Below are 21,408 nucleotides of genomic sequence, written 5' to 3' on the forward strand. Positions count from 1 at the left end.
GGGCTTTATTTTTTGATCACGGCGCCGGTTTCGCTGTCGAACTTCACGACGCGCACCTGGCCGTTCTGGCCGGGAAAGTCGTCGAACACCGCGCGCACCAGGTAGGGAACCACCAGCGGCAGGTCGCCGCTGCCGCCTTCGTAGACGGCGCGCGATTCAAACACTGTGCGCGGCGGCTTGCCGGGCGGCGTGCCTTTGGTGTCGAGCAGCCGCAGGCGCAGGCTGTTGGTGTAAACCGTCATGCTGACCGGCCGGTCGCCCACGTAGCGCGGCCCGAAGGGGTCGGGCACCCAGCCGCCGCCATAGAGGCGGCCCGCGGCATCGCGGTAGGGCGGCAGGAACACCATGTTGTCCTGGTAAATCGGCTGCATCCAGGTTTTTTCCTCGCTTCGGCTGCTGGCCGCCACGTCGACCTGGAGTCGCCCGACCTGGCCTTCAGCGGCGCGTTTGAGGCCGCGTTTTTCGAGTTCGGCCTGCACATAATTTTCGTAGGTGGCCTGTTCCAGTTGCCGCGTGATGTCCACCGGCGTGATGTAGCTGAAGGTGCTGCCCGCCGCGTCGGCGGGCCACTGGTTGAAGCTGGTCACGCGGGTGGTGATGGGGCTGGCGCAGGCCGTAAGCAGCGTCGCCAGCAGCAGCGCCAGGGCCAGGCGCGGCGAGCGGAACAACACGGACAACACGGCGCCGGCGCTACGCCGCGGGCCTGGGCCTGCGGGCGAGGGGTGGGTCAAAGCGTTCATGGGGGATGGATACACCAGGGTTCAATTTTGTTCCGCCGCGGAACGCCGCTCAAGTAAAGTCGGCGCATGCGCTGACACGCGCCCAAGGCCCGGGATGGGGCCGCGGCGGGCGGGCTCAGGCAAGTATTGCACGGCATAAGGGGGACAGCATGAAATGGGAAGGCAATCGCGAATCCGACAACGTCGAAGACAGGCGCGATGACGGCGGCGGCGGGGGCGGCGGTTTTGGCTTCGGCGGCCGCAGCATAGGCATAGGCACCATCGTGGTGGCGCTGGTCGGCGGCTGGATTTTCGGCATCAACCCGCTGACCATCCTGGGGCTGCTCAGCGGCGGCGCGCCGCCGGCCCAGGTGCAACAGCAGGGCCCGGCCCACAAGCCGCCGGCCGACGACCGCATGGCCAAATTTGTCTCCACCGTGCTGGCCGACACCGAGGACGTCTGGACCGACGTTTTCGCCAAGGGCGGCGGCACCTACCAGAAACCCCGGCTGGTGCTGTTCCGCGGCGCCACACAGACGGCCTGCGGCCAGGGCCAGGCCGCCATGGGGCCGTTTTACTGCCCGGGCGACCAGAAGGTCTACATCGACCTCGGCTTTTATGAAACCCTGTGCAGCCGCCTGGGCGCGCCCGGCGATTTCGCCCAGGCCTACGTGATCGCGCACGAGGTCGGCCACCACGTGCAGAACCTGCTGGGCATCAGCGCCAAGATGGACCAGATGCGCGGCCGCGTCAGCAAAGCCGAGTACAACGCCCTCAGCGTGCGGCTGGAACTGCAGGCCGACTGCTTTGCCGGCGTCTGGGCGCACAACGCGCAGAACGCCCGCCAGATCCTGGAGCAGGGCGACGTTGAGGAGGCCATGAACGCCGCCGCCAAAATCGGCGACGACGCCCTGCAGCGGGCCGGCGGCGGCGCGGTGGTGCCCGARAGCTTCACCCACGGCACCAGCGCCCAGCGCCAGCGCTGGTTCGACACCGGCTTCAAGACCGGCAGCGTCAAGGCTTGCGACACCTTCAGCGCCCGGAGTTTGTAGACTGAATGGCATTAGTCCTTTATTGGTGGGGCTTGTGAGCTATCAAATTCATAGCGAACTGCCGCCGGAACCGGCCTGGGCGGCCGGCCCGGAATAGCCCTGGCGCCCTGAAGGGCCGGCAAAACCGGCCAATTCGCCCAAAGTGCGACAATAGAGGGCTGAGGAAGCTCTGCACAAAGCCTTGCCCCGCGGTCCAGACCGCACGGGACCCGGGCGGTCTGCGGCGTTACCTTTCCCGCCAATGGCTGTGCTGTTGGCTGCAATACGCGCCTTGGCAATCCCATCCCCGACCGCGCGCTACTACCGCAACAGTTACCCGCTAGTGTTAGGCAGAGCTTTCTTATGACATCCTCTTTTTCCAATCTTTCGCTGGCTGAACCGCTGGCCCGCGCCGTCGCCGAAATGGGCTACGAGACCATGACCCCCATCCAGGAACAGGCCATCCCGGTCGTCCTGCAGGGCAAAGACGTCATGGGCGCCGCGCAGACCGGCACCGGCAAGACGGCAGCCTTCGCCTTGCCGCTGCTGCAGCGCATGATGAAGCACGAAAACGCCTCGACCTCGCCCGCGCGCCATCCGGTGCGCGCGCTGGTGCTGCTGCCCACGCGCGAACTCGCGGTGCAGGTGGCCCAGCAGGTCGAGCTGTACGCCAAATACACCAACCTGCGCAGCACCGTGGTGTTCGGCGGCATGGACATGAAGCCGCAAACGGCCGAGCTCAAAAAAGGCGTGGAAGTGCTGGTGGCCACCCCCGGCCGCCTGCTGGACCACATCGAGGCCAAGAACGCGGTGCTCAACCAGGTCGAGTACGTGGTGCTCGACGAGGCCGACCGCATGCTGGACATCGGCTTCCTGCCCGACCTGCAGCGCATCCTGAGCTACCTGCCCAAGCAGCGCATCACCTTGTTGTTCTCGGCCACCTTCTCGCCTGAAATCAAGCGCCTGGCCTCCAGCTACCTGCAGGACCCGGTGACCATCGAAGTGGCGCGTTCCAATGCCACGGCCTCCACCGTCGAGCAGCACTTCTACAGCGTGGGCGCCGACGACAAGCGCCGCGCGCTGCACCAGATCCTCAAAGAACGCGGCATGAAGCAGGCCTTCGTGTTCGTCAACAGCAAACTGGGCTGCGCGCGCCTGGCCCGCTCGCTGGAGCGCGAGGGCCTCAAAACCACCGCGCTGCACGGCGACAAGAGCCAGGACGAGCGCCTCAAGGCGCTGGAAGCCTTCAAGAAGGGCGAAGTCGATTTGCTGGTCTGCACCGACGTGGCCGCGCGCGGCCTCGACATCAAGGACGTGCCGGCGGTGTTCAACTTCGACGTGCCCTTCAATGCGGAAGACTATGTGCACCGCATCGGCCGCACCGGCCGCGCCGGCGCATCCGGCCTGGCCGTGAGCTTTGTCGCCGCCAGCGATCAGCGCCTGGTCGCCGACATCGAGAAACTGATCAAGACCAAGATCGAGCTCGAGCCCATCGAATTCGAGGAAGACCGCCCGCGCATCAGCGAGCAGGGCCGCATCAACGACGGCCGCCGCATGTACCGCGAAGCTGAAGACGGCGGCAGCCCGCGCGAGGCACGCCAGCCGCGCGAACGCCGCGAATACACGCCGCACCGCCAGCCGGCCGCGCAGCGCGACCCCTTCTTCGACCAGCCCTACGAATCCACAGCCGCGCCCGAAGCCCAGCCCGCCTGGGAAGCCGCTTCCAAGGCCGCTCCCGCACGCAGCAGCGTGTCGGCCAACATCAAGCCCAAGAAAAAGGTCGCAGCGCTGTTCAAGAACCAGTCCACGGTCTAAACCGCCGTCGGTTCACGCCTACGGCTGGTAGCGGGGCTGTCCGGTGCGGGGCGCGCACCCCGGCTTCTACGCTGTCTCCATGATGGCGAAATCCGACCCGAACCTGAAGCCGCTACCCCAGCCTCCACGTTCAGCGGCCTTCGGGCTTCCCGCGCCTTTTCACCCACTCCTGAGAATCTTTCGCCCCTTGAGGCGCGCCGTCGACCACTGGATTGACGCCGGCGGCATGCGCATGAGCGCGGCCATGTCTTTCTACGGCATCCTGAGCCTGGCGCCGCTGCTGGTCCTGCTGGTCGCCGTGCTGGGCTGGTGGCTGGACCGCGCCTACCTCGAAACCAGCCTCGTCGACCAGATCCGCAGCGTCATCGGCGCGCAGGGCGCCCAGGTGGTGCAGCAAGCGCTGTCCAGCGCGCAGGCGCCGTCGGAGGGCATCACGGCCTCGCTGCTGGCGTTTGCGCTGCTACTGTTCGGCGCCACCGGCGTCTTCGCGGAATTGCAGGACGCGTTTGAGCGGCTGTGGCGCCAAGGCAGCGGCGAAGTGCCGCAGCAAAAGTGGTGGCACGGTGCCTCGGTGCGCCTGCGCGGGGTGGCTTACATCCTGGCCTTCGGTTTCCTGTTGCTGGTGTCGCTGGCGATCTCGACCTTCCTGGGCCTTCTCTCGGGCTGGGCCGGCGGTTATCTGCCGATCGAAAAAGTCGCCTGGGTCCTCAATGAGGTCGTGTCTTTCGGCTTTTGTGTGCTGCTGTTTGTGGCGCTCATGAGAATCAGCGTAGGCCCCAAGCCTTCTTTGCGCTATCTGGTGATGGGTGCCGCCGCGGGGGCCATCCTGTTTGCGGTCGGCAAGCACCTGATGGCTTTTTACCTCTCCACCGCAGCCGTGGTGTCGGCGTATGGCGCGGCCGGCTCGCTGGTGGTGATCCTGATGTGGATTTACTTTTCGTCGGCCGTGCTGCTGCTGTCCGCCAGCGTGGCGCGCGCCTGGGCCGACGAAGCGCGTGAGCCGCAGCCGGTTTCAGCCTGACTTGCCGGCCTTGTCTTTCTTGCCGGGTTTTTGCGCCTGCTCGCAGGGCACGGCGATCAGTTCAAAGCTGCCGGCCTGCGCCCCCAGTTTTGCCGCCGTGAGGCAGCCGCCCCAGACGCAGCCGGTGTCCAGCGGCAGGGTGTTCCTGTGTAAGCGCGGCGTGCCGCCTTCCTTGGCCAGCGTGGACCAATGGCCGAAGGCCAGCGGCGTGCCGGCTGTCTGGCGCCCCGGCACGTCAAACCACGGCAGGTAGCCGGCAGGCGCGTCGCCGGCGCCTTCGGTGCTGCCGAACTCCATTACCCCTTCGAGCGTGCAAAAGCGCAGGCGCGTGAGCGCGTTGACCACCACGCGCAGCCGGTCGGCGCCCTGCAGGCCGTCGCTCCAGTGGTCCGGCGTATTGCCGTACATGGCGCTGAAGAAGCCCTTGAGGTCGCCGCCGCGCAGCACCTGCTCGACCTCGGACGCCAGCGCCATGGTTTGCGCCACCGTCCACTGCGGCAGCACACCGGCGTGCACCATCAGCCAGCCGTGGCGGTGCAAGGCCATGGCGCGGTGGCGCAGCCAGTCGAGCAGCGTCTCGCTGTCCTCCGCCTGCAGGATGTCCTGCACGGTGTCCTTGCGGCCCGGGGGGCGCGCGCCCTGCCACAGGGCGAGCAGGTGCAGGTCGTGGTTGCCCAGCAGGCATTGCGCCGCATCGCCCAGGGCCGCCAGGCGGCGCAGCACCTTGAGCGAGTCGGGGCCGCGGTTGACGAGGTCGCCGAGGACGTAGAGCGTGTCGCGGCTGGGCGAGAAATCGATCTTGTCGAGCAGCCGCCCCAGGGGCACGTCGCAACCCTGAAGGTCGCCGATACAGTACATTGACATGTGTTTATTTTGCGCCAGGCCACATGGACTTTTTGCTGATTGCTTTTTTGACGCTGCTCAACGGCGTGTTTGCCATGTCGGAAATGGCCCTCGCCTCGAGCCGCAAGGCCAGGCTCACGGCCATGGGGGAGTCCGGCGACAAGGGCGCGCAATCCGCGCTGGGCCTGCTGGACAACCCCACGCAGTTTCTCTCATCGGTGCAGGTCGGCATCACCTCCATCGGCATGCTCAACGGCATCATTGGCGAGGCGGCCTTCAGCGACGGGCTGGCGGCCTGGATCCAGACCTTCGGCGCGCCGCAACGCGCCTCCCAGATCACCGCCACCGCGCTGGTGGTCACCATCATCACCTTCATCACCATCGTCTTCGGCGAGCTGGTGCCCAAGCGCATAGGCCAGCTCTACCCGGAAACCGTCGCGCGCCTGGTGTCGCGGCCCATGATGTGGGTGGCCATCGGCTTCAAGCCTTTTGTGCGGCTGCTGTCCATCAGCACGCAGGCGGTGCTCAAGCTGCTGCGCATCGACAACACGGCCGGCCGGGCCGTGACCGAGGAAGAGATCGCCGCCAGCCTGGAAGAGGGCGTGGACGCCGGCCTGATTGAAGAGCACGAGCACCAGATGGTGCAGAACGTGTTCCTGCTCGACGACCGGCTGCTCACCTCGCTGATGCTGCCGCGCTCCGACATCGAATGGCTGGACGCCTCCGACACCGTGGCCCAGGCCATCGACAAGGCCGGCGCCACCGGGCATTCCTGGTACCCGGTGTGCCGCGGCAGCCTCGACGACGTGGTGGGCGTGGTCAACGTGGCCAAACTGCTCGCACTGCGCGGCCAGATCCAGCCTGTCGCGCCAGCCCCGGGCCAGAGCCTGGGCGCCGTGCCGTCGGTGGCGGACCGCATAGGCGCATACGCGGTGCCGGCGGTGTTCGTGCCGGAAACGCTGACCGGCATGGAGCTGCTCGAACAGTTCCGCGCGCGCTCCACCCGCATCGTGTTTGTGGTCGACGAGTACGGTGTGGTGCAGGGCCTGATGACGCCCATGGACATGCTGGAGGCCATCACCGGCGAGTTGCAGCCCGGCGCCCAGGTCGACGCCTGGGCCACCGAGCGCGAGGATGGCAGCTGGCTGATCGACGGCGTCATGCCCGTCGCCGAACTCAAGGCCAGGCTGGACATCAAGGAATTGCCCGAAGAAGGCAAGGGCCGCTACAACACGGTTGCCGGCCTGCTGCAGAGCGTCTCGGGCCGGCTGCTCAAAACTGCGGAGGCCGTCGAATGTGCGGGCTGGCGTTTTGAGGTGCTGGACCTGGACGGCAAGCGCATCGACAAGGTGCTGGCCAGCCCGGTGCCTGCATCTGTCGAGTCGTAATGACTCGTTCTTTATCCTGTGGCGATTTCGAGACTTTTACCGGCCGTTATGTGAATTAAGTCGTGTTTTAAGGCCTTCGATTTACAGGTGAGACGCCGCAACAACACCGTTATACGTAAATGGTTGTAACTTGAAGGTCCTGTGTTTTAAACTGAAAAAAAGTTTAAGGCACCCATGTTTGATGTTTTTGTGTTGGCCCTGACGGCCACAGCCGTGTCAGGGATGGCGACGGGAGCGGCCTGCCACCATGGCTGGCTGGCGCGCGCCGCGCGCAAGAAGCGCCGCATTCCGGCGCAATGGCACCTGCAGGTACGGCCGCTGCTGCTCGAGGCCGAGCAGGAAGTCTGGCACTGGCTGCAGCGCGCTTTCTTTGACCACCACGTGGTGGTCAAGGTCCCCGTCATCCGTTTTGTCTCGCCGCGCAACGAAGCCGAAGGCCAGCGCTCCTACGAACTGCTCAAGAACGTGTACTGCAGCTTCACGGTCTGCGCCGCCGACGGCACCGTCATCGGCTGCCTTGACGTGCCCGGCCCGCAGGGCCTGAGGGCCAGCAACCGCGACCTCAAGCGCAAACTGTTCGCCGAATGCGGCATCGCCTACGCCGTGGTGCGCGCCAGCAACCTGCCGACGCTGGAGGACGTGCGTGCCGCCTTCCTCGGTGAAATCGATCTGTCGGACGATGAGCCGTCCTTCCCGGCCGTGCTTGGCGAGCCGCCCATGGCTTTGCCGGGGGACGCGGAAGCCGACGCCCTGGCCACCGTGCCCGACACCATGCGCGCGGCCGACGGCGGCGCCCTGGTCGCCGATGCGCAGCAGGTGGAACATGCGGCGCATGTCGACATGTCCGCCATGGCTGCGGCCCGCAGCAGCCTGCGGGCCAAGCTGGAGCGCAACCGCAAGATCCGCTTCACCAACTTCGACCCGCTCAGCACCGGCTCCGGCATCGTTCAGGACGAGGCCGACCACCAGTTCGCGGCCCCCTGGGAAGACTCCTTCATCACGCCCGACGACATCCCGCAGGACGGCGCCAGGCCCTGAGCCGTCCACAAAACCCGCCCGGCCCGCGTATAGTTGCCGGATGACTTCGATCGCAAAACAGGCACGACAGGGCATGCGGCGGCTGCTGGCGGTTGCCAGGCTTCTTGCGCTGCTGCCGGCCCTGGCCTGGCCGGGCGCCGGCTTGTGGGCTGCCGACATCCACGTCATGACCTCGGGCGGCTTCACCGCCGCCTACAACGAACTGGTCCCCGACTTCGAACGCGCGACCGGGCACAAGGTCATCACGTCCTACGGCGCATCGATGGGCAATGCGCCCGATGCCATTCCCAGCCGGCTGGCGCGCAAGGAGCGCGTCGACGTCGTGATCCTGGCGGCGCCCGCGCTGGATGCGCTGGCCGGCGAGGGCAAGGYGGTAGCCGGTAGCCGGGTGGACCTGGTGCGCTCCTTGATTGGCATGGCCGTGCGCGCCGGCACGCCCAAACCTGACATCGGCAGCGTCGATGCGCTCAGGCGCACCTTGCTGGAAGCGAAGTCCATCGCCTACTCGGCCAGCGCCAGCGGCGTCTATATCTCCACCGAATTGTTCCAGCGCCTGGGCATTGCCGACCAGGTCGCCGGCAAAAGCCGCCGCATCCTCAGCGAGCGGGTCGGCACGGTGGTGGCCCGCGGCGAGGCCGAGCTGGGTTTTCAGCAGGTCAGCGAGTTGCTGCCGATTGCGGGCATTGACTATGTCGGGCCGCTGCCCGCCGAGGTGCAGCGCGTCACGGTGTTTTCAGCCGGCATCGCGGCGGATGCCCGGGAGCCCGATGCGGCCCGCGCGCTGATCCGCTTTTTCACCACTGCGGCGGCCGCGCCCGTGATCCGCAAAACCGGCCTGGAGCCCATCACCGTCACGCAGCCCTGAAGCGCGGGGCGCGTCAGGGGTAATAAAGCTGCTCCAGCCGGGCCGCTTCCAGGTAGATCGACGGCAGGCTGATGTTGCGGGCGCGCAGCGCTGCGGCGCGCACGGCCACGCTGTAGCGCGTGTCCTGGCTGGCCGGCGGCGCCTGGCCTGCGGGCTTGGCCTTGAGCCAGCTCAGTGCGTCGGCTGCGGCGGCTTCTCCCATGGATTTGGCCGACGGCGCCACGCTGAGCCCCCCGCCTTGCTGCACGTACTCGATGTCGGTGCCCAGCGGCAGTGGCGCCGCGTGGGCTTCCATCCAGCGTATGAGTTCGGCTTCCGGCACGGCGCCGGCCGCGCCGGGCCCGGCCGGCAGCTTGCCGTGGGACAGCATCAGCACCACGTCGGCCTTGCCCTCCATGCCCTTGACGGCCGCCTGCCAGGCGGCGAAGTCGCCCGGCGTGTGGACGCTCGCCACGCTGTGCGGCGCCCAATCGAAGGCTTCAAGCTGCTTGACCCGCCCCTTGCCGGTGGGGCTTGTGTCGCTCAGCACCGCCAGCCGCACGGGCTGGCCCTTTTTGACGTATTGCAGCAGGTCGCGGATGGCTGCCAGCGGCATGGTTTCGGCCACGCCGGTGACGTTGGCGGCGCCCACGTAGCCGTATTCCGCGGGTTCATGGTCTATGGCGGCGAACACCACCTTGGGACGGGCCTTGCCGGCGAAGCGGCGCATCACGTATTCCTGGGCCTCGTCGTCCACCCCGATCACGACGTCGGGGTCGAACTGCGCGATGGTGCGAAGGCCTTCCTTCGCCGCGTCCTGGCGGTGGTCTTCGTCGGGCAGGGCGTCTATGCCCAGGTAGTGCCAGCGCACCGTCATCGGCTGCCGATTTTTGCCCAGGGCCTGGCGTATGCCTTCGTCCATCTTGCCGACGGTGGTGGAGCTGCGCTCCGAGCTGTGCAGCACCAGGATGCGCGGCTTGGACAGGTTGAACAGGCCCAGCAGCAGCAGCGCGGCCAGCAGCGCCGCGGCCGTGAGGGCGGCCAGCGTTCCGCTCTTCATACCAGCCCCAGCCATTCCCAGTAGGGAATCGATAGATAGGCCGCCAGCAGGCGCGCGAGGTTCATCCAGTGGTTATAGCGCAGGAAATCCGAGTGTTTGTAATAGCGGTCCAGCCCGCTGCCCTGCACCTGGAGGTACTGCGAGCTCTGGTAGGGCAGGAACCAGATGTCGCTGAACATGGCGGTCAGGAAGACCACCACCCAGGGGTTGATGAACTGCGCCTGCCCGATGGGAATCAGGATCACCGCGGCCACGATCATGCCCGCGGTGATCGGCAGCACCAGGCGCAGCAGCAGCGTGACCGCCAGCGCCACGGGAATGAACCAGGCCATCCGGCCGCCGACAAAATCGAACAGGCCGCCGGCCGAGTGCGCCAGCGCCGTGTCCAGGCCCAGGTAGCTGATGGCGCGGCTCAGGCCGTCCAGGCTGAGCAGGAAAAAAATCATGGGCCAGTCGATCTTTTGCTGGAAGTCCTTCTTGCTCAGCAAGCCCATCAGCAGCAAGCCGGCCAGCAAAAACGCGGCCAGCCAGGCCGGCGAGATCTGGTGCCAGTCGGCGGTGCCGGCCCCCACCAGGAAGAACAGGAAGCCGGCCAGGGCGGCTTGTTCGGGCTTGGTGATGGGGCCCAGCAAATCCAGCTGGCGCTTGAGCCTTTCCTTGGGCAGGGCGGCCTGCGCCGTGCGGCCGAAACACAGGCGCACCACCAGCAGGTGCGCGGCGGTGACGGTCAGCGCGGCCACGCCGGCCGCCGCAAACCAGAACAGGCCCTGGAACTGGTCCTGCAATTGCAAGGGCAGCATGCCGAAGGCCGTCAGGTTGGAGGACTTGCTGGTCAGCAGCATGGGCGAAAACAGCATGGCGCCCGAGAAGGTCGCGGCCATCAGCGCCGTCGCCGACTTGCCCTGTGCCGGCAGGTTCAGGCCGTCGATCATGTCGCGGTAAAAAGGCAGCACCAGCGACAGGCGGGCGTTGCCCGAAGGCATGATGGGCGAGAGCAGGTAGCCCGACAGCAGCAGCGCCGCCTGGTGCCAGAAGGGTGTGTCGGGCAGCTTGATCAGCAGCCACAGCATGAAGCGGTAGCTCAGGCCCGAGGCCGAGATCACGGCCGCCAGCGCATACACCCCGACCAGCGTCGTGAGCGTGCGCGACGAGAAGCCGGCCAGCGCGACCTCGGAGGGCACCAGGCCCACGATCAGCACCGCGGTGATGGCCACCAGCGGCGGCACGAATTCGTCGGCCAGGTTGAACAGCCACATCAGCACCGTGGCCGACAGGATGGCCAGGAACAGCGAGGCCTCCACCACCAGCCCGGCCATGCCGGAGAGGAAATAGATCGCGGGCGGAACGCCGATGACGGCCAGCCAGCCGACCAGCTCGCGCTTCGAAACCGGCTTGGGCGGCTTTTTGGCGGCGGGCTTGACCGGCGGAAGAAAGTTTTCACCGCCCACATAGCCCATCAGCGCCAGCAGGGCCCGGCTGCGCAGCGACGGCGACTTCGCGCTGAGTTCCGTCAGGGCTTCGCGCGTGAGGCGCAAGGCCTTGACCGGCGCGGTGGCGCTCACGCTGCACAGGTAGTTTGCCGTGTCGCCGGCGGCTTCTTCGCCGCAGCGCATGCCGGCCAGGGCCAGCGTGCGCCCGCCCGGCGTGCTCAGCTGCAGCGCGCCGGACTGGAGCACATACAAAAATCCGGCCGGCGTGCCTTTTTCATACAGCGCTTCGCCGGCGGCGAACTCCACCCAGTGCAGGCTGGCCAGAAGGCGCGCCAGCTGGCTGCCCGACAGGTCGGCAAACAAGGGGTCCTGGCGCAACAAGGCCAGGGCGTCGGAATCAGGGGTGGCTGAAAGCGGCATGGATTCGCGGGCCTAGCACGCGGCGCTGGGGTGAATCCGGAGGGACGTTTGCATCGGCGTTCCTGGCCTGTTTTTTTTAATTGAGTTGCCGGCACCCTGCTGAAGGGAGCCGGCGTGTTTTGAGCGCATTACATCATTGTTTCGGCGACACCGGCAGCCTGGAAACCCGTAGCATTTTGAGCCGCCGGGGCGTCTGCCCGGCTTCGGTCAGTTGGCCTTGGCGGCGTCAAAAAGCGTTTTCATTTCCGGGGGCATGGCCGTGAACAGCGGCTTGCCGCCGGCTTTGGCCGGCTTTAAAAACCATTGCTCATACCAGCCCTGTGCGGCGCCGCTGCGCATGGATTCCTTGATGGAGGCATTGACCAGCTCGCCCATGGCGGCGTCGCCCTTGCGGTAGCCGATGGCGATGGTTTCCACCGACAGGCGCTCCGGCAGGATGGTGTAGTTGCCGGCGTCGGGCTGGCTGGCGAGCTGCGCCGCCAGCATCACGCCGTCGCGCGCATAACCGGCCGCCCAGCCCAGTTGCAGCTGCCCCAGCGCGGCGTCGGGGTTGACGGCCTTGGCGTGTTGCCACTGCAGCGAGTGGGACTGCGCATAGCGGTCAAGGGCCGGCACGACCGTGCTGCCGTCGATGCCGACGATGCTCTTGCCCTTCAGCTGCTCCAGCGTGCTGATCATGTCCTTGTTGCGCACGGCCACCTGGATGGCGTCGACAAAAATCGGCGTCGAAAATTCCATGCGCGCGCGGCGCTCCGGCGTGTCGGTCACGTTCTCGCAGAGCAGGTCCACACTACCCTCGGACAGCAGGCGGACGCGGGCGTCCACTTCGGTGGCGATGTAGCGCACCGGCAGGTTCTTGTTGCCGGCGGCCTGGCGCAGGCGCTCGATCATGGGTTTGCAGAACTCGATGCTGTAGCCCAGCGGTTTTTCCGGCGTCTGGTGATACGAGAAGGGCGCCGCCAGCGCGCGGTAGCCGATGTTGATCTGGCCGCGGCTCTTGATCTTTTCCAGCGTGGCCTGGGCCCCGGCCCATTGCGGCATCGCGACGGCCAGCAGGGCCAGGGCGGCCGGCAACAGTCCTGCAAATGGTGTCTTCATAAGAACCTCCCGTTGTTCGGGTCCATTCTTAGGCAAAGCCCCTCAATACGCAACGCCGCCAGGGCAGGGCTTCCCCGGTACGACCAAGGTACTCATTGTGGGCGGCCGGCGCTTCCCGCGGGCATGAAAAAAGCCCCTGTTCCTTGCGAAACAGGGGCTTTGAAGGGGCCGGGCTGCGCAGCGCCCGTGGTTCAGCGCACCACGCAGTCGATGGCGGCCGCCTTGTTGCCGCCGGTCGCGCCATTGCTGCCGGTTGAGGGGAGGAACGCCACCGGGGGTACCAACAGAATACCTGGAACTTTGGGTAGAGGGGATGGCGGCGTCGTGAACGTGGGCGTGAAACCAAACTGGCCGGGCGCGAAACTGGTGGTGCCGCCTTGGTTGCTCAGGTTGACCAGGCCGTCTATCACGTGCACATACAACCCCGGTGCCAGCGCGGGAGAGGGGGAGGACCGGGGGATGCCCAGTGGCGCGGGCTGCGCCAGGGCTGCGGTGGAGACCAGTGCGGCCAGCAAGGCCAGGCAACTTGAAATGAATTTTTTCATGGGATTTCCTGCTGTGTTGGGGTTGTGGAGGCGGCTCAGTCGGCTCAAGGCTGCCTGAGGGAAACCTCCATGCTGGCGCTGCCCTGCAGATTGCCCGCGGGCGTGATGATCACGGCGGCGTCGGGGCTGCGTTTTCCCAGCGCGCCGGCCGTGCTGCTGAAGCCGCCTTGCGTCAGCGCCAGCTCCACCTTGTCGAGTCCGGGCTTGCCGGCGTCGTAGCTGTAGCGCGTCAACACCAGCAGGGACTCGGGCTGCAGCACGATGGCCGCGCCGTCCACAAACTCCAGGCGGGCGAAGGCGTTGCGCCCGGTGGTGACGCTATCGCCCTGGCGCAGCGGCGAGTTTTCGGCCAGCACCCGGCTGCGGCCCTCGGCGCTTTTGGCCACCGTCAGGCCGGAAACCTTGGTGACGGTGCCGACCACCTGGGCCTGCGCAAGCGGGGCCAGCAGCATCAGCGCGATCGCCATCGCACATGCGGGAAGCAGGGGAGTGAAAAATGTTGGCAGCTTCATGTCATGCACCTCAGTTGCAGAATGTTTTTGGCGGTGGCGGTGCTGTTTTGGTAACGGTTTTAATGATCATCTGGTCCTCTTTTTTGTCGTTCTTTTTCTCGTCATTGCCGGACGCCGATGAAGTTCCCGAGCTGCCGGCCGCCGGGATGGAAACCGGCATGGCGGCGACCTGTTCGGGGGTGGATTCACCCTCGAAAATAAACAGCGCCCCGCCGGGACTGAGCTGTCTGACGATGACGTTCGACGCCGTGGTGGCCGCCGTGGTGGCGGGCTGGACCGCGACCGCGACAGGGATGGCGGCCGACAGCACCTGGCAGAGCATTGAATTGGGCGAGGTCGAGCAGATGCTCGCTGAGGAAGCGGTTGTCGTGATGCGGGCAACGGTGCCTGAGCCGGGGTAGCTGACGGCCAGGTTCGCCGTGCCGGCCGTGCCRGTGATGTTGGGTGCATCGACCGTACTGAAACTGCCGCTGCCCGAACCCGTTGCCGTCACAACGTTGTAAAACGACGCGGCAAGCGGCACAAAGCCGTTGAGCGCGCGGACGTTGAGCCGGCCGTTCAGGCTGGCAGTGTTGCTGATGGCGAGCCTGTCAAAGCTATCGGTGGCCGCCAGCTTGATGTTGAGCACCCCGGTGCTGCCCTGCGTGTACTTGCCCTGGACGGACAGCGTGCCGACGGATCCTGCCGTGCCCGGTGACACGGTGCCGTTGTTCAGCAGCGTCCCGGTGCCGCCCAGCGCCAGGGTGCCGGCACCGGCCAGCGTGCCGCCGGCCTGCACATTCACGCCCGCGGCGTTGATGGCCGAGCCGCCCGCCAGCGTCGTCGTGCCGCTCGCGATGTTGAGCGTGCCGTTGGCATTGCCCCCGCTTTGCGACACGGTGAGCGCGCCGCCGTTCAGCGCCAGGTTGGCATTGAGCTGTACCGCGTGGTTGTCCGCCGGGTAGTTGTTCAGGTAGTTGCTGTTCAGGTTCAGGGCCAGCTTGTTCGAGGTGCTGGTGATGGGCGCGTTAATGATGATGTTGTTGTTGGCGTTCAGCGTCAGTGCCGCGTCGCCCCCGGCGGTCTTGTTGATGGCAGCCGATACCGTGATGTCGCCGTGCGCCATGTCCATGGCAGGGTTGCCCGTGCCCGTGGTGATGCTCACATTCGTGCCGGCATCGAGCTGGGCAACGATGGTCGCCGCGTTGATACGGGCGCCGGTCTCATTGGAGGTGATGGCATTGGTGCCCACGACGCCGGCATCCGGCCCGGCCGCCACGATCTCGATGTTGAAGGGGTCTATGTGCCATTCGCCGCCCTGGCCGACCGTCGGGACGTTCACCACGTCCAGCGAGTTTTTGCCCGAGGTATCGACATAGCCGCCGCGGCCCGCGCTGCCGGTGGCTGACACCTGGCCGTCAATGGAGGCCGCGTTCTCGGCAATCAGCACCACATTGCCGCCGGTCGTGCCGTTGGCGCTGATGCTGGAGGTCGCCGAGGTCTTGAGGTCGCCCGAAGCGCGCAGGAAAATTCGGCCGCCTTCCCGCACCGCGCTGGACGCGTTGATCGTGCCGCTGTTGCTCACCAGGCCGGCGGCCAGGCCTATGCGGCCGGCTTCGGCCGTGATCTGGCCCATGTTGCGGACTTCGCCCGGCGTGCCGGTGATGGCGACGGAAACGCCCGGCGTTGCCGTGTCCACCAGTTGCACGGTTTGCCCCGCCGCCAGCAGTACCTCGCCCTGGGGCGCGTTCAGGCTGCCGGTATTGGCGACATTGGCGCCCACTAGGTAGATGCTGCCGCCGCTGGCCGCGTTGATGGTGCCCTCGTTGCGCACTTCGCCCGGTGTGCCCGTGCCCTTGAAGTTCATGCGGCCGGCCAGGAAATCGCTGTCGCTGACGTTCAGCGAACTTGCGATGAAACGCGCCACGTCGATGCGCGCGCCCGGCCCCACCATGATGCCCGCCTGGTTGATCAGCCACAGGGCCCCGTCGGCCCTGATTTGTCCCTGGATCAGCGACGGGTCGCCGCCGTTGACGCGCGCCAGCAGCGCGGCGGAGCTGTTGATCTGGTGGATGTCGACCAGCGCATTGGAGCCGACGCTGAAGGTCGCGAAGTTGGCGATCGCCTGCTGGCTGGTCTGGTTGATGGTCAGCGTGTTGCCGTTTTTTGTGATCGCCGCGTTGCCCGAGGTGACGTTCCAGCCCGTGGGCAGGGTGCCGGCCGGCAAGCCCTGGGCAAAGGCCTGCGTGGCGCAGGCCACCCACAGGGCGCTGGCCAGCAGCGAGAGGCGAAGGGGACTGGAATGCGGGTTCGAATGCATGGTGATCATGGTGATGGACCTTGTGTTCTTCTTCGTCTTCTTCAGAACGCCAGCGAGGCGCTCAGGTGGGCATTCCAGTCGCCCCGTTTTTCCGTGAGGGAGGTGCCCGCGTTGTTCACGCGCGCCAGGTCCACGTTCAGGCTGAAGTCGCGGCTGAAGACATAGCGCAGGCCCGCGCCCAGGCTGGACACCGTGACGCTGCCGGGCACACCGCTGCTGCCCACCTTGTTGTTGCTGCCGTGGCCCGCGTCAACAAAAAATACGCCGCGCAACTGGCCCGGCAAGCCGACGCTGCCGGCGAACTCCGGCGTGTACAGCTCGGCATTGGCCACGATGCCGCTGTCGGCCGCCACGGCCCGCTCCTGAAAGCCGCGCACCGTCGTCGATCCGGCCAGCCCGAACTGCTCGCCGGCGAGCAGCGGCGTGTCGGTGAACTGCGCGCTGCCGGCCAGCCGGGCCTGCCAGCCGCCGGCCAGGGCCTTGAACCAGGAAGCCGTGCCGCGCGCGGCCATGAAATCGTCGCGCGTCGCGCGGTTGCCCGGCGTCAGGTAAGAGTAGCGGTCCGTGCGGCCGTCAATATTGGTGTAGCGCTCGCCGCTGGCAATGTTGCGCGACAGGCCCACGCTGTAGCCGGATATCTGGTCGACACCCTCGGTCTGGCTGCTGTAGGTGATGCTCAGCGGCGTGGTCTTGTAGGGCACACACGAGGCAATCGGCGGTGTCGGCGGTGCGATGCTCACCGTGACGCCGCCGACCTCGCAGCGCGAGTCGACGAATTTGTGGTCCAGGCCCAGCACCAGCTTGGCCGTGCTTTCGCCGCTGCGGCCCAGGAAATGGTTCCAGCGCAGGCCATAGACGTCGCCCTTGCCCGTGAAGCCCAGCAGCCCGCCCAGCACCGGGGAGCTGGCCGGCGAATTGACGCTCGATTTGCCATAGATGAAGTCGACGCTGTCGCCAAAGGCATACAGCGGGACGCGGTAGCCGACCGAAAAGACATTCAGGTTCACGCCCGAAGGGCTGTCCGGCGAGGTCGTGTAGGCCAGCGTGCCCACGTGGTCGCGGTTGAAGAGGTTGGCATGCTGCACGGCAATGCCGGTGCGCCAGCGGCCGCTGGACGGCGAACCCGTGTTGTCCAGCGTGGTGATGACGCGCAGCGGCTTGTGGTCTGTGACCAGGACTTTCGCGTCTATGGTGCCGGGTTTCTCGCCCTCGGCCAGCGTCACGCCGACCTGTTTGGCCGGGCTTTCATTGGCCAGCTGGATGGATTCGGAAATCGCGCCCAGGCGAGGCGCGCCGCCCACCTGCAGCCGCACCAGGCTGGCGCGGATATTGGCTTCGTCGAAATGTTCATTGCCCGTGATGGTGATCGAGGAGATCACGCTTTCCCGCACCAGCAGCTTCACCGCGCCGCCGGCCAGTTCCTGCTCTGGCACCGACACCAGCACCGTGCTGTAGCCGGCCTTGCGATAAGCCTGCTGCAAGGCTTCAATCGCCAGCTGGATGTCGGCAAAACCGCGCTGCGGCCCGGCCAGCGGGCCGACCAGGCGATCCACTTCCGCCGCGGGCAGCAGGGTATTGCCTTCAACCTGGAAACGCGTGATGTCAAAACGCTCATCGGCCGCGAGGGCCGTTGAGGCGGCAGCTACTGCAAGCATGCCGGTGAGGCCGCAACGGGCCAGGTGTCTGATCAAGCGGCTTTGACTCATTTGTTCTTATCCACGGGGGGCGGTGGGCTGAACAAATGACTYGGGAAAAGGAGCTCTCGGAAGGCTCTGTTCAGGGCGTCTGTAGATCGTAACAGCGCGTAACTGAAAAAAGCACCTTCAAGCCGCGAATTTACTTAGTGAACTCACTTATTGTTGTCACTTCACCGCAGTTTTTCGGGGGTCTCATCGATCAAGGTGGATTCAACGCGAAGATATTGCTGCGCCGAGCAGCTGAAACCCACCGAACAGCAAAAGGCAAAGCAAACCAGCGAAAGCAAATGCGGCTATCCAAGGGAAAGCGTTTGATGGCGGTCGGCGTTGGTTTTTTTGAATTTGCCTTGCTGCCATAGCTACCAAAGTTTCAAGACCATTGGATCATCGACGCTGCTAAGGAATTTGGCTCCAAAATGCGAAAACCCAGCTTGGTTCAAAGCAATATTCAAGCGTCCACCTGACACCTTGAGGTCGAACAAACGGTGGAATGGTTGATGGCCTTGAAAAAAGCGGCGGGTGATGGGCTTGGAGTCTACGTCCTTAGATAGGATCAATCGCGTATGGCCTGCGGCGCAGGCTTGCATCGCAAGCCGATCCACCGTCCAGTTGGGCGTAACAGTCGAGTTTGTTAATGGTGGGATTGGAAACTGCTCTAGATCACCAAGCGGGCACTTCAGGGGATGTCCAAGACTAACAATCTTGGGCAAGTTGAACAGCGAAACAACGAACAACCAGCCGTCCTTATAAAGATGAAAAAACAACCGTCTTAGTTCAACGGTGTAGTTACGTGGCTTGCCAACAATCGTAGCGAATATGGTCAGCACGGAATCCATCGGTATCAGTTCGTCTTTCCCCAGCCAGTACGCTTCATAGTAGCCACCGACACCTTTTGTAAGCGTGTGAAGTGTGCTGCGCGTATCTTGCTCCAGAAAAATGGCGGGAAGCATGTGCATGGTCCGGAATCTCTTGATTTCAAGATCATCACTGTCGAGTCCGCATTCAATCCAGTGATTTGCCCGAGCTTCAAGCCAATTCGCCACATCGGCGGCGCCGCTACCGATAGCCCGGACTACGCCGAAATAGGGCAATGAGAGTTTTATCGCCGATGCATCAAATGTGCGTGTGTACAGTGCATCGCCTGCAGAGCCGATAACCTCGAACTGAGAAAACCCCTGAAATTCTGTATATCTGGACGCCGTATCGGCGATTGCCCATGGGCTGCGATCAGCTAGCAGATGTTGGAGATGTGTAGGCAGCGCGCAAGTACCGTTGGAGATGCGCTGCAGGTTCTCTGCTAGTTTTTCTATGTGTTCGACATTGCCTGCGGCCAATAGCATTCCACGGCCCGATTGCGCTTTAAATTCCACGTACTTACGCACGAGCCGTGTCGGACTTAGCGGCAAAGCCGACAACAGATTTCCGGTATAGCCCGTTGTTGGAATGGTTAGATGCCGACCGGGCTGATCAGTCGTCAGCAAGACATCGGAAACGGCTACTCGGAGGTCTTCAAAAACAGCAACAACAGTCATGCCTTTTCCAATTGAATCGAACACCCGACCTTCTCATTACGAAGGTTGGCCCGCTAATCCAGTCGCCGCAGTTTTTGCGGGAAATCATGGGTACATCACCCTCAATGAGATGGGCCGCATCTTCCCGTGGATGCATCGTCACCAAGAAGATCCGTGCCGAAAGAGGCCACTGCTCAAGCTTGAGCCTCCCCAAAGTCGAAGTCGGGAAACTTGCTGAAATAGTCCATCAGCATTTCCGTCAGTACCCTGATCTTCCGCGCGGGATGCTGGCCCGGTGGGCGCACCACGTAGGCGCCTGCCGGCCTGGTCGGGTGTTGCGGCATGACCGTCACCAGTGCGCCGGAAGCCAGATGGGGACGGGTGAGTCCAAGGGGCAGGTAGCCGATGCCGATACCTGCTACCGCCGCTGCGACGAGCGCAATGCCGTTGTCTGCCTTGAAGCGGCCCTGGGGCCGGACAGAGACGACTTTGCCTTCCTTCATCAATTGCCAGGTTTCCGTGCCCTGCATCAGCGCTTCGTGATCCAGGAGTTCGTCCAGGGTTTGAGGCGTGCCGTGCGCTTTGATGTAGGCCGGGCTGGCGACCAGGCTCCCGTTCACAGGCCCGACACATTGAGCCATCAGGTTGGAGTCCGCGAGATGGCCCACGCGGATGGCGCAGTCGTAGCCTTCAGCGACCAGGTCGACGAAGCGGTCGCTGTAGCAGGTCTGGATGTGAAGCTGTGGATGCCGGCTCGCCATCTCGGCGAGTACGGGTGCGAAGTGGGTGGGGCCGAAGGACAGCGGCGCCGCGACGCGTAAGCGGCCGCGAAGCTCGCCGGCGGGCAGGATGGTCTCTTTGGCAATTTCTATCTCGGCACACACCCTGGCTGCATAGTCACGAAATGCCGCACCCGCCTCCGTCAGAGATGCACCCCGCGTGGTGCGAGCCAGCAACTGAACGCCCAGCTCCGCCTCAAGCCTGATGAGCCGCCGGCTGACGATGGACTTGGCTACGCCGAGCCGGAGTGCGGCAGGTGAAATGCCTCCGGCATCAGCAACTTCCACGAATGTCCGCAGTTCCTCGATATCCACTTCAGTGTTCCCCATTTCGCGACACAGCTCGCCACGAAATGGTACTACCGCATAAAAAAGAGGAACAGCAAAATGCTGTTCAGGGACGTCGCCACTGGCGCATGCGTCCCCGAATCACCCCCTCTCACAACGTCAAAAAGGATGCATCAATGACTCTTCGCAACGGCCTTGCTTCGCTTCTTCGTCCGGAAGACTCCGTACTCCTTCTGATCGACCACCAGCCCTACCAGCTCGCGAACGTGAACAGCCACGAACCGCAGATGGTGATCAACAACACGGCGGGTCTGGCCAAGGCCGCCAAGGCCTTCGGTGTCCCTACCATCCTGACCTCGGTGGTCGCCGCAAGGGGAGGACTCCTCTTTCCCCAGATCACCGACGTGTTCCCCGGCCAGGAAGTGATTGACCGCACGTTCATCAACACCTGGGAGGACAAGAAGGTGGTGGACGCGGTGAAGGCGACGGGCCGCAAACAGCTGGTCATCGCCGGCCTGTGGACCGAGGTGTGTGTCGCGATGCCGACAATCCAGGCCCTCGGCGAAGGCTGGGACGTGACCGTGATCACCGATGCGTCGGGCGCCGTTTCCGTCGAAGCCCATCAGGTCGCCATCCAGCGCATGATCGCAGCCGGCGCGAACATGATGACCTGGCTGGCGCTGGCGGCCGAATGGCAGCGCGACTGGGCCAGGGCCGAACAAGCGGCAGCACTGACGCCAGTGATCACGCAGCATGCCGGCGGCAGCGGTATTGCGTTCCTGTGGGAGCAGCAACTCCTCAACACGCCTGTGCCTGGCAACGCAGGATGATCTAAACGGGGATGAGGAGATTCTTGAGAGACGCGTGCGACAGGCCCGTTCGCTTATCGAGTCTCTTCCTACCTCTCTATAGCAAGTCCGTCATGCCTCGATGCGGGCAGGCGGCGTGGTCAACGACCACGAACCCACTATGTTCGTCACGCGGAGTTCGAAGCGAAGCATGCCTGAGACTCCCCGGGCGTGTTGCCGCCAGCAAAAACGATCAATGACTGTGCTGGGCCCAGCAGGCCA

Annotated in this window: 19 protein-coding genes; 8 read left to right on the plus strand and 11 right to left on the minus strand. The window is 64.9% G+C overall.

What is annotated here, in order from left to right:
* Positions 1 to 5: 5 nt before the first annotated feature.
* On the minus strand, positions 6 to 740 hold the full coding sequence (locus AC1D1Y_RS05215) for a DUF4136 domain-containing protein (RefSeq protein WP_477681419.1): 735 nt from the start codon (positions 738 to 740) through the stop codon (positions 6 to 8).
* Between the two features lie 149 nt (positions 741 to 889).
* Between AC1D1Y_RS05215 and ypfJ the strand changes: the two genes are divergently transcribed.
* The 3 genes from ypfJ to AC1D1Y_RS05230 all read left to right on the plus strand — a co-directional run bounded on the left by ypfJ (position 890) and on the right by AC1D1Y_RS05230 (position 4,586).
* Positions 890 to 1,771: a KPN_02809 family neutral zinc metallopeptidase gene (ypfJ, locus tag AC1D1Y_RS05220; RefSeq protein WP_477681420.1), complete on the plus strand. Its 882-nt coding sequence runs from the start codon at positions 890 to 892 to the stop codon at positions 1,769 to 1,771.
* 342 nt (positions 1,772 to 2,113) lie between these two features.
* On the plus strand, positions 2,114 to 3,565 hold the full coding sequence (locus AC1D1Y_RS05225; protein WP_477653386.1) for a DEAD/DEAH box helicase: 1,452 nt from the start codon (positions 2,114 to 2,116) through the stop codon (positions 3,563 to 3,565).
* Between the two features lie 82 nt (positions 3,566 to 3,647).
* Positions 3,648 to 4,586: a YihY/virulence factor BrkB family protein gene (locus tag AC1D1Y_RS05230; RefSeq protein ID WP_477681507.1), complete on the plus strand. Its 939-nt coding sequence runs from the start codon at positions 3,648 to 3,650 to the stop codon at positions 4,584 to 4,586.
* Here AC1D1Y_RS05230 and AC1D1Y_RS05235 read toward each other — a convergent pair.
* Positions 4,578 to 5,450, minus strand: a complete 873-nt coding sequence (locus AC1D1Y_RS05235) for a symmetrical bis(5'-nucleosyl)-tetraphosphatase (RefSeq protein ID WP_477681421.1) — start codon at positions 5,448 to 5,450, stop codon at positions 4,578 to 4,580. The two genes, AC1D1Y_RS05230 and AC1D1Y_RS05235, sit on opposite strands and share 9 nt — an antisense overlap.
* 23 nt (positions 5,451 to 5,473) lie before the next feature.
* Between AC1D1Y_RS05235 and AC1D1Y_RS05240 the strand changes: the two genes are divergently transcribed.
* The 3 genes from AC1D1Y_RS05240 to AC1D1Y_RS05250 all read left to right on the plus strand — a co-directional run bounded on the left by AC1D1Y_RS05240 (position 5,474) and on the right by AC1D1Y_RS05250 (position 8,720).
* Complete coding sequence (locus AC1D1Y_RS05240) at positions 5,474 to 6,817, plus strand: hemolysin family protein (protein WP_477681422.1); 1,344 nt, start codon at positions 5,474 to 5,476, stop codon at positions 6,815 to 6,817.
* A gap of 174 nt (positions 6,818 to 6,991) precedes the next feature.
* Entirely contained in the window at positions 6,992 to 7,855 is an 864-nt protein-coding gene (locus AC1D1Y_RS05245; RefSeq protein WP_477681423.1) for a DUF2726 domain-containing protein, read from the plus strand.
* A 40-nt stretch (positions 7,856 to 7,895) separates the two neighbouring features.
* Positions 7,896 to 8,720 carry a substrate-binding domain-containing protein gene (locus AC1D1Y_RS05250; RefSeq protein WP_477681424.1) on the plus strand — a complete coding sequence of 275 codons (825 nt, stop codon included), beginning with the start codon at positions 7,896 to 7,898 and terminating at the stop codon, positions 8,718 to 8,720.
* 13 nt (positions 8,721 to 8,733) lie between these two features.
* On the opposite strand, the gene AC1D1Y_RS05255 is transcribed toward AC1D1Y_RS05250, so the two are convergent.
* The 7 genes from AC1D1Y_RS05255 to AC1D1Y_RS05285 form a co-directional block, all read right to left on the minus strand.
* The gene (locus tag AC1D1Y_RS05255; RefSeq protein ID WP_477681425.1) at positions 8,734 to 9,759 is read right to left on the minus strand and encodes an ABC transporter substrate-binding protein; all 1,026 of its coding nucleotides are present in this window, start codon (positions 9,757 to 9,759) and stop codon (positions 8,734 to 8,736) included.
* Positions 9,756 to 11,609, minus strand: a complete 1,854-nt coding sequence (locus tag AC1D1Y_RS05260) for an SLC13 family permease (RefSeq protein WP_477681426.1) — start codon at positions 11,607 to 11,609, stop codon at positions 9,756 to 9,758. The genes AC1D1Y_RS05255 and AC1D1Y_RS05260 overlap by 4 nt, the downstream gene beginning before the upstream one ends.
* A gap of 207 nt (positions 11,610 to 11,816) precedes the next feature.
* On the minus strand, positions 11,817 to 12,707 hold the full coding sequence (locus AC1D1Y_RS05265; RefSeq protein ID WP_477681427.1) for an amino acid ABC transporter substrate-binding protein: 891 nt from the start codon (positions 12,705 to 12,707) through the stop codon (positions 11,817 to 11,819).
* A 191-nt stretch (positions 12,708 to 12,898) separates the two neighbouring features.
* Positions 12,899 to 13,252 (minus strand): hypothetical protein, encoded by a 354-nt coding sequence (locus AC1D1Y_RS05270; RefSeq protein WP_477681428.1) that lies wholly within the window; start codon positions 13,250 to 13,252, stop codon positions 12,899 to 12,901.
* A 44-nt stretch (positions 13,253 to 13,296) separates the two neighbouring features.
* Positions 13,297 to 13,764 (minus strand): FecR family protein, encoded by a 468-nt coding sequence (locus AC1D1Y_RS05275; protein WP_477681429.1) that lies wholly within the window; start codon positions 13,762 to 13,764, stop codon positions 13,297 to 13,299.
* 10 nt (positions 13,765 to 13,774) lie between these two features.
* On the minus strand, positions 13,775 to 16,072 hold the full coding sequence (locus AC1D1Y_RS05280; protein ID WP_477681430.1) for a two-partner secretion domain-containing protein: 2,298 nt from the start codon (positions 16,070 to 16,072) through the stop codon (positions 13,775 to 13,777).
* Positions 16,073 to 16,104: 32 nt separating this feature from the next.
* The gene (locus tag AC1D1Y_RS05285; protein WP_477681431.1) at positions 16,105 to 17,718 is read right to left on the minus strand and encodes a ShlB/FhaC/HecB family hemolysin secretion/activation protein; all 1,614 of its coding nucleotides are present in this window, start codon (positions 17,716 to 17,718) and stop codon (positions 16,105 to 16,107) included.
* Between the two features lie 188 nt (positions 17,719 to 17,906).
* Between AC1D1Y_RS05285 and AC1D1Y_RS05290 the strand changes: the two genes are divergently transcribed.
* Entirely contained in the window at positions 17,907 to 18,119 is a 213-nt protein-coding gene (locus AC1D1Y_RS05290; RefSeq protein ID WP_477681432.1) for a hypothetical protein, read from the plus strand.
* Here the strand turns inward: AC1D1Y_RS05290 and AC1D1Y_RS05295 are convergent, their stop codons facing one another.
* Positions 18,120 to 19,292: a hypothetical protein gene (locus AC1D1Y_RS05295; protein ID WP_477681433.1), complete on the minus strand. Its 1,173-nt coding sequence runs from the start codon at positions 19,290 to 19,292 to the stop codon at positions 18,120 to 18,122.
* 173 nt (positions 19,293 to 19,465) lie between these two features.
* Positions 19,466 to 20,365, minus strand: a complete 900-nt coding sequence (locus tag AC1D1Y_RS05300) for a LysR family transcriptional regulator (RefSeq protein ID WP_477681434.1) — start codon at positions 20,363 to 20,365, stop codon at positions 19,466 to 19,468.
* A 149-nt stretch (positions 20,366 to 20,514) separates the two neighbouring features.
* Here AC1D1Y_RS05300 and AC1D1Y_RS05305 point away from each other — a divergent pair, with 149 nt between their 5' ends.
* Positions 20,515 to 21,168 (plus strand): hydrolase, encoded by a 654-nt coding sequence (locus AC1D1Y_RS05305; protein WP_477681435.1) that lies wholly within the window; start codon positions 20,515 to 20,517, stop codon positions 21,166 to 21,168.
* Positions 21,169 to 21,408: the final 240 nt, after the last annotated feature.

It is taken from the genome of Polaromonas sp. P1_G1 (assembly GCF_056405595.1).

What these genes read in the sequence shown, in the direction of transcription:
- AC1D1Y_RS05215 (WP_477681419.1), bottom strand. Translation starts at nt 740, where the DNA reads ATGAACGCTTTGACCCACCCCTCGCCCGCAGGCCCAGGCCCGCGGCGT.
- AC1D1Y_RS05225 (WP_477653386.1), top strand. Translation starts at nt 2,114, where the DNA reads ATGACATCCTCTTTTTCCAATCTTTCGCTGGCTGAACCGCTGGCCCGC.
- AC1D1Y_RS05230 (WP_477681507.1), top strand. Translation starts at nt 3,648, where the DNA reads ATGGCGAAATCCGACCCGAACCTGAAGCCGCTACCCCAGCCTCCACGT.
- AC1D1Y_RS05235 (WP_477681421.1), bottom strand. Translation starts at nt 5,450, where the DNA reads ATGTCAATGTACTGTATCGGCGACCTTCAGGGTTGCGACGTGCCCCTG.
- AC1D1Y_RS05240 (WP_477681422.1), top strand. Translation starts at nt 5,474, where the DNA reads ATGGACTTTTTGCTGATTGCTTTTTTGACGCTGCTCAACGGCGTGTTT.
- AC1D1Y_RS05245 (WP_477681423.1), top strand. Translation starts at nt 6,992, where the DNA reads ATGTTTGATGTTTTTGTGTTGGCCCTGACGGCCACAGCCGTGTCAGGG.
- AC1D1Y_RS05255 (WP_477681425.1), bottom strand. Translation starts at nt 9,759, where the DNA reads ATGAAGAGCGGAACGCTGGCCGCCCTCACGGCCGCGGCGCTGCTGGCC.
- AC1D1Y_RS05260 (WP_477681426.1), bottom strand. Translation starts at nt 11,609, where the DNA reads ATGCCGCTTTCAGCCACCCCTGATTCCGACGCCCTGGCCTTGTTGCGC.
- AC1D1Y_RS05265 (WP_477681427.1), bottom strand. Translation starts at nt 12,707, where the DNA reads ATGAAGACACCATTTGCAGGACTGTTGCCGGCCGCCCTGGCCCTGCTG.
- AC1D1Y_RS05270 (WP_477681428.1), bottom strand. Translation starts at nt 13,252, where the DNA reads ATGAAAAAATTCATTTCAAGTTGCCTGGCCTTGCTGGCCGCACTGGTC.
- AC1D1Y_RS05275 (WP_477681429.1), bottom strand. Translation starts at nt 13,764, where the DNA reads ATGAAGCTGCCAACATTTTTCACTCCCCTGCTTCCCGCATGTGCGATG.
- AC1D1Y_RS05285 (WP_477681431.1), bottom strand. Translation starts at nt 17,718, where the DNA reads ATGCTTGCAGTAGCTGCCGCCTCAACGGCCCTCGCGGCCGATGAGCGT.
- AC1D1Y_RS05295 (WP_477681433.1), bottom strand. Translation starts at nt 19,292, where the DNA reads ATGACTGTTGTTGCTGTTTTTGAAGACCTCCGAGTAGCCGTTTCCGAT.
- AC1D1Y_RS05305 (WP_477681435.1), top strand. Translation starts at nt 20,515, where the DNA reads ATGACTCTTCGCAACGGCCTTGCTTCGCTTCTTCGTCCGGAAGACTCC.